Below are 12,230 nucleotides of genomic sequence, written 5' to 3' on the forward strand. Positions count from 1 at the left end.
ATTCCATTAATTCAATACCATTACAATAATAATTAGAGAACGAGTTATGAAACATTTAAATCGCCGTGACTTCTTAAGAGCAGCTACTGCTACCGCTGCTGCTGGTTTAGTGGCTGGTTGTGCAACCACCAACCCTCAATCTGCAAATATATGGACGCCAAAGCAGCAAGGGCAGTCAGTCATTGGTTTAATTGCACCTAAAATGGATGTAGTACGTGTTGGTTTTATTGGTGTTGGTCAGCGTGGTTATGGTCATGTTAAGCGTATGAGCTATATTGATGGTGCCGAAATTGTCGCTATAGCCGATCCTCATCAAGAGGTGCTTGAACGCTCTTCGAAGTTTTTAACCGATAATGGCCACCAACAGCCTGCGCTTTATGGCGGTGGTGATTATGCCTATCGCGAAATGCTAAATCGTCAAGATATTGATATCGTGATTATTTCAACACCATGGAAATGGCATGCTCCCATGGCTATCGACACGATGGAAAGCGGTAAACATGCATTTGTTGAAGTGCCGCTAGCGGTAACGGTTGAAGAGATGTGGGCAATTGTTGATACTGCTGAACGTACTCAAAAGAACTGTATGATGATGGAAAACGTCAATTACGGCCGTGATGAATTAATGGTACTTAATATGGTACGCCAAGGCCTGTTTGGCGAATTATTGCACGGTGAAGCGGCCTATATCCATGAGTTACGTTGGCAGATGAAAGAGATTGATCATAAAACGGGCTCGTGGCGTACACAGTGGCACGCAAAACAAAATGGTAACCTTTATCCGACCCATGGTTTAGGCCCTGTGTCGCAATACATGAATATTAACCGTGGTGATCGTTTTGATTATTTAACTTCGGTGAGTTCGCCTGCATTAGGGCGTGCTGCTTATGCTAAACGAGAGTTTGCTGCGGATCATCAACGCAACCAACTAAAATATATTAATGGTGATATGAGCACTACGCTGATCAAAACTGTTAACGGGCGAAGCATCATGGTGCAACATGATACAACGACCCCACGCCCTTACTCGCGCCATAATTTAATTCAAGGTACTAATGGTGTGTTTGCTGGATTCCCTAATCGTATTGCATTGGAAGAAGGGGGCAGTGGTAATTTCCATGAGTGGGATTATGAGATGGACGCTTGGTATGATAAATATGATCACCCCTTATGGCAAAAGATGGGTAAAGAAGCCGAACGTAATGGCGGTCATGGCGGTATGGATTTCTTGATGTTCTGGCGCATGATTTATTGTTTACGCAACGGTGAAGCGCTTGATCAAGATGTATATGACGGCGCAGCATGGTCGGTTATTACTCCATTGAGTGCACAATCGGTGAATAACCGTAGTCAATCTGTTGATATACCTGACTTTACTCGTGGCGCTTGGAAAAATGCAACGCCGTTGGGAATAGTTGGTGCTTAACTCATACTCATTGCTCAGCAGTTAATGGATGCCGCGATACTCTCGCGGCTTTTTTATGAGAAATAAACAACTTATTCTACTTTAGCCTAATCTCAAGATATAAAATGGTTCACTTAAACGCTATACTAGACAGTAATTATCGTTAGTTATCTCAAGGGGCATACGTGTTTTCATATTTTCAAGGTCAAGATTTCTTATCATTTACACGTCAAAACGAATGGGATATCGAACAACCGTTATCCTTTACTTTGGATAATGGAACACAGGTTGCGGTGTGGGATACTGGGGTTATTGTTTTTGAGCCAATAGAGGCAAAAAATCATGACGTCATTTTATCATGTGGTGTTCACGGGAACGAAACCGGCCCAATTGAACTGTGTAATAAATTCGTGTCGCAAATCCTAACTGGCGAATTAATACTAACAACTCGTGTCATGTTCTTATTTGGTAATCCAGCATCGATGAATATTGGTCAGCGTTTTGTCGAAGAAAACATGAACCGTTTGTTTAGTGGTGCGCATTCCAAAGCGCCGGGTTTAATAAACCGTGAGCGCATCAGAGCAAAAAAATTAGAGCAGTATGTAGCTCGCTTTTATAATGAGTCTGAGCGAGCTGATGTTAGCCGAATTCATTATGACTTACACACAGCAATTCGAGGTTCGAAAAATGAAAAATTTGCTGTGTACCCTTATCTTGGGCAACGTGATTATTGTAAAGAACAGCTACAAATTATGCTTGCGAGTGGTGTTAACACTATTTTGCTTTCAAATGCGCCGACAACGACTTTTAGTTATTTCTCTTCCGCACAATTTGGTGCTCACGCTTTCACCGTCGAGCTAGGTAAAGTTAGACCATTTGGTGAGAATGACATGACTCGATTTATTGAGATAGAACAGACATTAAAAGCAATGATCACTGGACAAGAACTTGGTCTTGCAAACTATGATGAAAGCGACTTCAATTTATTTAAAGTGCACCGTGCAATTGATAAGCACGCTGATGATTTTAAATTTTACTTTGCTGATGATGTTGTTAATTTCACAAGCTTCCCTGTGGGCTTCTTACTCGCTAGCGAAGGAGAGAAGCAGTATAAAATAGAGCAAGAGGGTGAGGCGATTGTTTTCCCAAATGCGAATGTAGCCAATGGTAATAGAGCCGTATTAATGGTGGTTCCGACTGAGTTACCAAACTAACTGCTCCACCTGCATTAAAAGCGTGTTAAGAAGAGAACTGTAAACCTAGTGTTACAGTTCTTTTTTTTTTAGTCGCTAAAACTAAAGTCTCAATGGCTCGATTATCTTGTCTCAGCGTTTACGTAAAGGTAAAGTGATAGAAAAATAAGCTGGCTTTAATGTTAAGCAACTCCGTTGCTAACTGATTGAGTTGTTATGCGAGTAGGCCGTCAGGGTCATAGATTTGTAATAGCAATTTACTCAAATAAGACAGGAAAGCTGACTTATCATGATTAATACTAAAGTGATGCCAATTAATTAAGATCGGTAATCCAATAAATCAAGGACCATCATGAACAGACCAGACCAACACGTCGGTGCCGTGATCCATCAAGCGAACTTTATTGCTGGAAATGCCTTAGAAGTGCCAACACTAAAAGTACTCGCCCAAGACGGTAGTATCTACCCTAACGCCGCATTACCTGAGATAGATAAAGATCTTGCGTTAAAAATTTATGACACCATGGTATTTACCCGGGTTTTAGATGAGCGCATGGTTGCGTCTCAGCGTCAGGGCCGTATTAGTTTTTACATGACGTGTAAAGGCGAAGAAGCATCAATTATTGGTAGTGCCGCGGCCTTAACCGATCACGATATGATTATGGCGCAATACCGTGAACATGCGGCATTACGCTATCGCGGGTTTACTACCGCAAACTTCATGAATCAGATGTTCTCCAATGCTAAAGACCTTGGTAAAGGGCGTCAAATGCCAATCCATTATGGTTCTAATGAGTTAAATTACATGACGATTTCGTCACCACTTGCGACTCAAATCCCACAAGCAACAGGCTATGCTTATGGTCAGCGTTTACAAGGTAACCAAGCGTTAACGTTGTGTTATTTTGGTGAAGGTGCTGCTTCAGAGGGAGATTTCCATGCGGGATTGAATATGGCTGCGGTTTTAAAAGCCCCAGCGATTTTCTATTGTCGTAATAATGGCTATGCAATCTCAACTAGTACAGATGAGCAATATGCGGGTGATGGTATTGCGCCACGTGGTGTGGGTTATGGTATTGAAACTATTCGTGTTGATGGTAATGACTGTTTAGCGGTTTTATTAGCAACACAAGAAGCACGTAAATATGCGCTAGCTCATAACAAACCAGTTTTGATCGAGGCAATGAGCTACCGTCTTGGGGCACACTCTACATCGGATGATCCAAGTGGTTATCGCTCTAAAGATGAAGAAGAATTATGGGCTAAAATTGACGGAGTTCAACGCTTTAAACTATGGCTTGAACAGCAAGGTTGGTGGACTGAGGAACAAGAAAGTGAACGATACCAAGCTTACCGTGAAGAAGTATTACGGGAGTTAAAAGTGGCGGAAAAAATTGAGCCGCCATCATTACAAGAGCTTGTCACTGATGTGTATGCCGAAGTTCCAGCGCATCTATCACAACAACTTGAACAATTAGAAACTCACATCGCGAAATATCCAAGTGCTTATCCTAGTGCATCAAAGGGAGCTAAATAATGGCTGAAATGAATTTACTACACGCAATTAACAATGCGCTTGATCTTGCCATGGCTGACAATGAGCGTGTGTTATGTTTTGGTGAAGATGTTGGACATTTTGGTGGCGTGTTTCGATCAACCAGTGGCCTTCAAGATAAGTACGGCAAAGATCGTTGTTTTAATACTCCATTAACTGAGCAAGGTATTATCGGCTTTGCTAATGGTTTGGCTGCCCAAGGGGCAGTGCCGATTGCTGAGATTCAATTTGCTGATTATATTTTCCCAGCCTTTGACCAAATTGTGAATGAAACAGCAAAATTTCGTTATCGTAGTGGTAATGAGTTTGATGTTGGCTCCTTGGTTATTCGTACTCCTTACGGTGGTGGTATTGCCGGTGGTTTATATCACTCTCAATCACCAGAAGCCTATTTCACAGGGACCCCAGGCATTAAAGTGGTTGTTCCTCGTAACCCTTATCAAGCGAAAGGCTTGTTAATGGCCAGTATTGCTGATGACAATCCTGTGTTGTTCTTCGAGCCTAAGCGTTTATACCGCGCAGCGATTGGTGAAGTACCAGAGGAAGCCTACCAAATCGAGCTGGGTAAAGCTGAGGTTGTGTCACCGGGTACTGATATCACCCTATTGGGTTGGGGTGCACAGATGGAAATCATTGAAAAAGCAGCTGCAATGGCTGCTGAGCAAGGTATTTCATGTGAAGTTATCGATTTAAGAACGCTTGCACCTTGGGATGTTGATACGGTGGCTGAGTCAGTGACTAAAACAGGCCGTTTACTGATAAGCCATGAAGCACCGTTAACGGGTGGCTTTGCGGGTGAAATTTCAGCAACCATCAGTGATAAATGTTTCTTACATCTTGAGTCTCCGATTAGTCGAGTGTGTGGCTTGGATACACCTTATCCATTAATTCAAGAGAAAGAATATGTTGCGGATCATCTAAAAATCTTTGAAGCAATTAAAGCGTCAATTAATTTTTAATGTTGAGTAATTCCCTGCGAATGCAGTTCGCAATGAAAGTGTAAGGAATAATAATGGCACAAGATTTTTTATTACCAGATATTGGCGAAGGTATTGTTGAATGTGAACTGGTTGAATGGCTAGTTGCAGAGGGTGATACAGTGGCTGAAGATCAGCCTGTTGCTGATGTAATGACGGATAAAGCATTGGTACAAATACCATCAATGCATAATGGTAAGATTACACAGTTATATCACCAGAAAGGTGATATTGCTAAGGTACATTCGCCGCTTTATGCGATTGAACCAGAAGGTGAGGTTATTCAAGCACCTGCTGAGGTTCTTGATGTGGCAAGTGATGAATCTCGTGTTCAACAGTCCAGTAGTTCAACAAGCACTGAAATAAAACAGTTTATCTTACCTGATATTGGTGAAGGGATTGTTGAGTGTGAAGTGGTTGAGTGGTTAGTTAATGTGGGTGACAGTATTGAAGAAGATCAGCCTGTTGCCGATGTTATGACCGATAAAGCCTTGGTACAAATTCCGGCTGTTGAGTCGGGGGTTGTGACTGAGCTTTTCTGTGACAAAGGTGCAATCATCAAAGTACACACGCCACTGTTTAGTTATCAAGTTGCCGGGGCTGCTAGCTCTGCTACAGAGCATAATGTGCCAGCAGATGAGCCAATAGTCTCTGTTGAGTCGCAAGCTAGCCAGCAAGACGTGACAAAAAACAATAATAAAGCGATTGCAAGCCCAGCGGTGCGCAGGGTTGCTCGTGAGTTGAATGTTGATCTGACCAAAGTGGCTGGGTCTGGTAAAAATGGACGTGTGTATAAAGAAGATGTTTTAGCCTATAACAATCCAAGTGTATCAGCAGCTAAAGTTGAAGTTACTACGGCGGTACCTGCCACTGTGGATGTCTCGATGAGCGCTGAGCCAGTCGATGGTGTTCGTATTGAACCTCTCAAAGGGATTAAGGCCGCAATGGCCAAACAAATGGTTGAGTCTGTATCTACGATTCCTCACTTTACTTATAGTGAAGAGATTGATATGACAGATTTAATTGCACTTCGCTTAAGTTTGAAAGAACAATATGCTAAGCAAGATATTAAATTAACCTTGATGCCATTCTTTATTAAAGCGATGTCATTGGCGCTAAAAGAATTTCCGATTTTAAATAGTCAGCTCAATGCTGCAGCAGATGAAATTCATTACTTCCAACAGCATAATATTGGTATGGCGGTCGATAGTAAAATTGGTTTATTAGTACCTAATATTAAAGGTGTTCAAAACCAGTCAATTATTGAGGTTGCCAATGAAGTAACGCGCCTAACTGAATCGGCTCGTGCGGGCCGCTTAAACCAACAAGATTTAAGCGGAGGTACAATTACCATTTCTAATATAGGTGTCTTAGGTGGTACCACCGCAACCCCTATCATTAACAAACCTGAAGTGGCTATTGTTGCTTTAGGTAAAGTTCAAAAGTTACCTCGTTTTAATGAGCAAGGTGAAGTTGAAGCACGACAAATAATGACTGTCAGTTGGTCAGGCGATCATCGTGTTATTGATGGGGGGACTATTGCTCGTTTTTGTAATTTATGGAAGTCTTATTTAGAGAAGCCAAATACCATGTTAATGGCTATGTCGTAACGGCAAAGACCCTATAAAGTTTTATTATAAAGCCACTTACATTTGTTAGTGGCTTTTTTACTCATATTGGAAGGTAATATCACTGCTGTACAGATATAGACATCAAAGATAAACATGGTAAGTTATTAAATTGGTTCGTGGAATAATAACTCGAAAGTGGATTAGGGAAGATGATGGAGATAGATAGTCAACGTAAACAGCTGTTACTCACTAAGCGCTCATTCATCCAGCGTCTGCTCCTTTTTGTCGCTGTACTGGCTTGTTACGTGGCCATGTCTCAAAGCATTTCGGCTAAACCCTCGCACTACAAGATCGTGATAGATGCTGATTTTACGGGCTCAGTTACGTCAAGTCACTCGATTCGCCAAGGTATAGAGACTGCATTGGCAGAAGTTAATCACCGGATTGCTGATTACACATTTTCTGTTGAAATTAAAGATCACAGAGCAAATTCACGCAGAAGTAAAAAGAACCTTGAATCGGTTATAAATGACCCTCAGTCGTTAGTGGTTTTTTCGGGTTTGCATTCACCCCCTTTATTAGCCCATAAAGACTTTATTAATCAATCTCAGGTTTTATTACTCGATCCGTGGGCTGCGGCGGGGCCGATCACGCGCAGTAAGAGTAACGAAAACTGGATCTATCGGCTATCAATCGATGATAGAAGCGCTGGTGGCTTTATCGGTAAAAAAGCGTATCAAGAGGGTTTTCGACGACCTTACTTATTACTCGAAGATACAGGCTGGGGGCGCTCCAACGAGATAAACATGCTTAATGTTCTTAAAACGTTCAATGTAGAAGCTAAGGGAGTGTCGTGGTTTAATTGGGGTATTGGTAAGAATCATGCCAAGTTAATTTTACGTCAAATCAAACAAAGTGGCGCTGATGTTATTTTCTTAGTCGCCAATGCGCCCGAGGGTAAAGTGTTTGTTCAGGCAATGGTTGAACTATCACATGAATTTAATTTACCAATAAGGAGTCACTGGGGGATTACTGGTGGGGATTTTCCTGAGGTTATTCCTCATCAACAACGCAAAAAGATAGATTTACAATTTATTCAGACTCGCTTTTCTTTTGTGCAACGTCCTCATAGCGAACTAGCCGCTTCGGTATTAGAGGTTGCGATAAGCCACTTACCCGAGGTTCGTTCTAGCGATGATATCAAAACCGTGACAGGGTTTGTTCATGCTTACGACCTGACTAAAATATTGATTGCCGCGATCAAACAAGCAGGGCTCTCTGGGGACAAAGAGCAGGATAAATTAGCGGTTAAATTAGCATTAGAGAATTTAAATAAACCAGTTGATGGTTTAATTAAACGCTACTCCAAGCCTTTTATGCGATGGTCTCCATTAAAACCTAATGCACATGAAGCTCTCAGGGAGATGGATTATGCGATGGGGTATTTTGATCACAATAATGATGTGATTTTGATTGAGTAAGGGATTAAATGAAACGCACACCCTCAATTTCATTTACATTAGCTCGTTTTGTTTTTATCTGTTGTGTTGCATTGGCATTAACAATAACTATTGCGGTGGCGACAGTTGTGGTCAGTACAATGAAACAAGGCAATGAGCAGATCCTCAATAGAGAGATGACCTCTATCGTTAGTCGTTACCAAATCTTTATCCAACATCGATTAACGCTATTACAACAACTCGCCAGAGAACCATTGATGATCCAATCGTTGATGCAACCTGAGGTGAATATTGGAAAGATTAAAGACCATATGAACACGTTGCCTTTGCTTGGGAAGCCTTATGAGCTAACGTTACTCGATTTTGAAGGGCGTATAATTCATGCAAATAAGGCAACAACTTCGGTTGAATATCACACTTTTGATTGGGTATTAGGTTTGTTAGAGCAATCAGGTACAGATTTTCAAGTGATTGAAATTGATGGGCAAGCCTATTGGAGTTTAGGAGTGTCCATTACTTATAACCAAAGTGTTGAAGGCGTATTGATCGCCAATATTCCATTGCAGGATATTAATGAACAAGGGGCATCAATTCAGCCCCTGGCTGGGTTATCGATTGAGATAGTTCAAAATAATAAGGTGCTTACGAAGTTTGGCACCCTTGGTCAAGGCTCTGAATATGTTCTCACTTGGCCTAGTCAGAGGCTTATGTTTCGTTTTACAGTTGATGAACATTACAAGAAACAAGAAGTTGAGTCTATTGTTACTCAACTAGTCTTAATTATCACCACTGCTATTCTAGTTGTTACGCTCTTTGCCTATTTATTTGGCTATCGATACTTTGTACAGCCCGTGGTGCTTTTATCAAATGCCGCTAAGGGGCTTGAGAACGGGGAAGAGCAGAGAGTCCTTGATGAAGGTTTAAAGGTCAGGGAGTTTAATGAGCTTTTCCAGACTTTTAATTTGATGACCAAGCGAGTCATTGAACGAGAACAGGCATTAAAAGAGAGTTATTTAGCGTTATCAAAAACTAATGAGAGTCTCAAAGACAGCGAGTCCCAGTTGATTCAATCTGAAAAAATGGCCAGCATTGGTGTCCTTGCAGCGGGTGTTGCTCATGAAATAAACAACCCGATTGGTTTTGTGAAGAGTAATTTGGAGGTATTACACGATTACGTCACATCACTCCTTACTTACCACCGTGGTGTTAATGAGCTATTAGCACTCGCCCCTGAATTAGCACCCGAACAAAAGCGACTAGCTGACACTCTAGATATTGTTCATATCCTAGATGATATGCTGCCATTACTTGATAGTAGCAGTGGTGGTATAAAGCGTGTGTCAGAAATAGTTGATAGTTTAAGAACCTTTGCCAGAGTTGAGCAAGATGAAATGAGCCTCATCGATATTAATGAAGGACTTACCGCAACGCTCAATATGGTGAGTAATGAGTTAAAATATTGCTGTGATGTTAAGGTGTCATTGAGCCCTGTGCCGATGGTCATGGGTTTCCCTGGGAAGCTTAATCAAGTCTTTATGAATGTCCTAGTCAATGCCGGACAGGCCATGACTCATCATGGTGAGGTTAGGGTGAAAACTTATTTTACTAGTGAAGATGTCGTTATCGAGATTGCAGACGATGGATGCGGTATTGAAGCAGAAAAACTGTCGCAAATATTTACACCCTTTTATACGTCTAAGCCTGTTGGTCAGGGCACTGGGTTAGGGTTGTCAATTTCGCATCAGATTATGGAGCAGCACAATGGTAGTATTACTGTGGCATCAGTGATAGGTCAAGGGACATGCTTTACGATAAAAGTACCAACGCATTCTGGAGATAAGTCGTAGTGTTTTTTATTGATTCGAGGTTTTATGATAGATTAAGACAAGGTTTACATAAGAAGGTTATCGATAGTGATTTTAAAGCCTGCATTTAACCACCGCCGAGTACTTGCGCCGAGTGATTGGACGGAATTAGCTCAAGGGGAATGGCTAAAGCAAGAAGTAACGGAGGCGTTAACGCCTTGGCTATCGCGTGTTTTTGGCTATCATTTACTGAAAATTGGCTCACTAAGTGGTCAACTTGATATGAGTAGTGCGCCAATAAAGCATCAAGTAACCGTTGCACCAGAGCGAGGCGCTGATTTAATCGCAGATATTTCGCGTTTACCCTTTCAAGAGTCGTGCATTGACGCATGTGTACTCACTCTGAGTTTAAACTTCCATCATAACCCCCATCAATTACTTCGTGAGATTAATCGAGTCACTGTTCCTGGTGGGCATATTATTATTGTTGGGCTTAATCCTGTCAGTCCTTTGGGCTTAGTGAGCTTAAACCCGCAGTTAGGTCATAAGTATCCCTTTAATGGGCGTTTTTTTGCAAAGTCGAGAGTTAAGGATTGGCTAGCTGTATTAGGCTATAAGGTGATTGCAGAGCAAAAACTTGTCTATTCTAGTTTGTTATTAAAACCTCAACACACCAAATATTTACAACGAATCATGGCTTATAATTTACCGGGGGTTGGGTCTTTTTATTGTATTATGGCCAAGAAGTTAGTGCGCCCTTTAACACCAGTGAAACGTCGCTGGGCATTTAAACAAAAACCACTACTTAATCCGGTAGCCACGATGAATAAGGAAATAGAATAGCCATAATACTATTAATTCCATTAATTAAGAGATCAGGTTATTAGTGGTAATGGTATAAGGCTAGGTGTGCTCTGTATTACTTTTCAGGGGTAACTCACCTTGCCGTTGCGATCAATTACCATAAGCCGTTCAGGTTTGATACTTGTGCCAAATAGTAAAGTGAACTCTTGGTACTTTGCTTTGTATTTATTCAATTGATAGCTTAAACATAACAAATTATCTGATTTACATTTTAGAAACCTTGGGCGCTGCTCTATGACTTTATTGGCTAAAAAGACAAACTCAGGTTTATAAGAGTCGACAACCTGAGCTGGTACCTGTGGGTGGTTGTTAGGAATTAATAAGGCGAGCGTCTTAGCTTCGTGATTAGCGTCTTGTTGCATTAACTTGAATCGTTTCCAATTAACCTGAACCCCGTTTACTGCAGGACGTTTGTTTGACTCTTTCATTAATTGGGCCAAAGAAACCTGCTTTCCTGAGATAAAAATGCTGGGTACAGCGAAGATATTGTAATTATCAACAACCCGCTGATTTAATGCTTTTAATTTGTGATTAATCGGACGATCGCAGTTAGGGGATTTACGGACCATCATAGCATCCAATATTCTTTTGTTGACAGGGGAGCGGCACTGAAAGATATCATCAACTCTTTGTTTACTTCGTTCGCCTAAAATAGGCGCCCAAAAAACAAATACATTGAATTTGGTTAATTTTTCAATATCCGAGATCGCATTAATACAGTAAGGGCAGTAGGGGTCTTTGAAGACTAAAACTGTTTTTCGCTTTGGGTCCCAGCCATTGACTAAAAATGGGTAATACTCTGACTCAGTGGGAATGAAATTAGCCGACTGTACTGGTTCTGCGACAGAAAAAGTAAAAAGTAAAGTGATCGTTAGCCAAAACTTGTAAAGACAGGTGCTGTTTGTCTTAACCATTGTTTTTTTCCGCCATGGCATTGAGCGCTAAAGGTAAAATTAACTCATTGTACTCAGCGGTTAGCCGTTTTACTTGTTGTTGCAGCGCTTTCACTTTAGCTTGGTCGTTTATGTGAGTCTTGTACTCTGAGATCAGTAGGGCAATTTCTGCTTGCTTGAGTTGTGATTGCTCTTTGATTAGACTCATTTCTTGTACTGACAAGGTCACGACTGTCGCTTTTTTAGGGAGAAATCGTGCCGCTTGAGCTGCTTTTTCAGCTTGTACTGCGCTTAATTGCTGTTTAATATTTTCTGCTTCAGGTACATCAATTTTAGGGCGCAGAGCAATCTCTTTCTCCAATAGGGGAGTTTGGCTGTCGTGGTGAAGCACTTTTTCGGACTCCAACAATGAGCTCGTTGATTGGTTGCTTGACAGCCAATAAGTAGCAAGCAATATCGCAATTGCTAAAGTTAGTATGATAGGTACTTTAATATTTGTCATTACTA

10 protein-coding genes are annotated in these 12,230 nt (G+C 41.3%); 8 read left to right on the plus strand and 2 right to left on the minus strand.

Features of this window, described 5'->3' with window-relative positions:
* Positions 1-46 precede the first annotated feature (46 nt).
* The 8 genes from Q8W26_RS05580 to Q8W26_RS05615 all read left to right on the plus strand — a co-directional run bounded on the left by Q8W26_RS05580 (position 47) and on the right by Q8W26_RS05615 (position 10,809).
* Positions 47-1,426: a Gfo/Idh/MocA family protein gene (locus Q8W26_RS05580; RefSeq protein ID WP_101213903.1), complete on the plus strand. Its 1,380-nt coding sequence runs from the start codon at positions 47-49 to the stop codon at positions 1,424-1,426.
* A 164-nt stretch (positions 1,427-1,590) separates the two neighbouring features.
* On the plus strand, positions 1,591-2,619 hold the full coding sequence (astE, locus tag Q8W26_RS05585; RefSeq protein WP_101213904.1) for a succinylglutamate desuccinylase: 1,029 nt from the start codon (positions 1,591-1,593) through the stop codon (positions 2,617-2,619).
* Between the two features lie 331 nt (positions 2,620-2,950).
* Complete coding sequence (locus Q8W26_RS05590; RefSeq protein ID WP_101213905.1) at positions 2,951-4,135, plus strand: thiamine pyrophosphate-dependent dehydrogenase E1 component subunit alpha; 1,185 nt, start codon at positions 2,951-2,953, stop codon at positions 4,133-4,135.
* Positions 4,135-5,112: an alpha-ketoacid dehydrogenase subunit beta gene (locus tag Q8W26_RS05595; RefSeq protein WP_101213906.1), complete on the plus strand. Its 978-nt coding sequence runs from the start codon at positions 4,135-4,137 to the stop codon at positions 5,110-5,112. Before Q8W26_RS05590 ends, Q8W26_RS05595 begins: the two co-directional genes overlap by 1 nt.
* A gap of 53 nt (positions 5,113-5,165) precedes the next feature.
* A complete protein-coding gene (locus tag Q8W26_RS05600; protein WP_101213907.1) occupies positions 5,166-6,740 on the plus strand; it encodes a dihydrolipoyllysine-residue acetyltransferase in 1,575 nt (524 codons plus the stop codon).
* A 170-nt stretch (positions 6,741-6,910) separates the two neighbouring features.
* Positions 6,911-8,182 (plus strand): ABC transporter substrate-binding protein, encoded by a 1,272-nt coding sequence (locus Q8W26_RS05605; RefSeq protein ID WP_305472660.1) that lies wholly within the window; start codon positions 6,911-6,913, stop codon positions 8,180-8,182.
* Positions 8,183-8,190: 8 nt separating this feature from the next.
* On the plus strand, positions 8,191-10,008 hold the full coding sequence (locus tag Q8W26_RS05610) for an ATP-binding protein (protein ID WP_305472662.1): 1,818 nt from the start codon (positions 8,191-8,193) through the stop codon (positions 10,006-10,008).
* 66 nt (positions 10,009-10,074) lie between these two features.
* A complete protein-coding gene (locus tag Q8W26_RS05615; protein ID WP_305472664.1) occupies positions 10,075-10,809 on the plus strand; it encodes a class I SAM-dependent methyltransferase in 735 nt (244 codons plus the stop codon).
* Between the two features lie 83 nt (positions 10,810-10,892).
* Here Q8W26_RS05615 and Q8W26_RS05620 read toward each other — a convergent pair whose 3' ends face one another.
* Together Q8W26_RS05620 and Q8W26_RS05625 are read right to left on the minus strand one after the other, a co-directional pair.
* Complete coding sequence (locus tag Q8W26_RS05620; protein WP_305472667.1) at positions 10,893-11,744, minus strand: thioredoxin fold domain-containing protein; 852 nt, start codon at positions 11,742-11,744, stop codon at positions 10,893-10,895.
* Positions 11,737-12,225 carry a hypothetical protein gene (locus Q8W26_RS05625; RefSeq protein ID WP_305472669.1) on the minus strand — a complete coding sequence of 163 codons (489 nt, stop codon included), beginning with the start codon at positions 12,223-12,225 and terminating at the stop codon, positions 11,737-11,739. The genes Q8W26_RS05620 and Q8W26_RS05625 overlap by 8 nt, the downstream gene beginning before the upstream one ends.
* Positions 12,226-12,230 lie beyond the last annotated feature (5 nt).

The sequence above is a fragment of the Psychrobium sp. 1_MG-2023 genome (genome assembly GCF_030689115.1).
GTDB lineage: Bacteria > Pseudomonadota > Gammaproteobacteria > Enterobacterales > Psychrobiaceae > Psychrobium.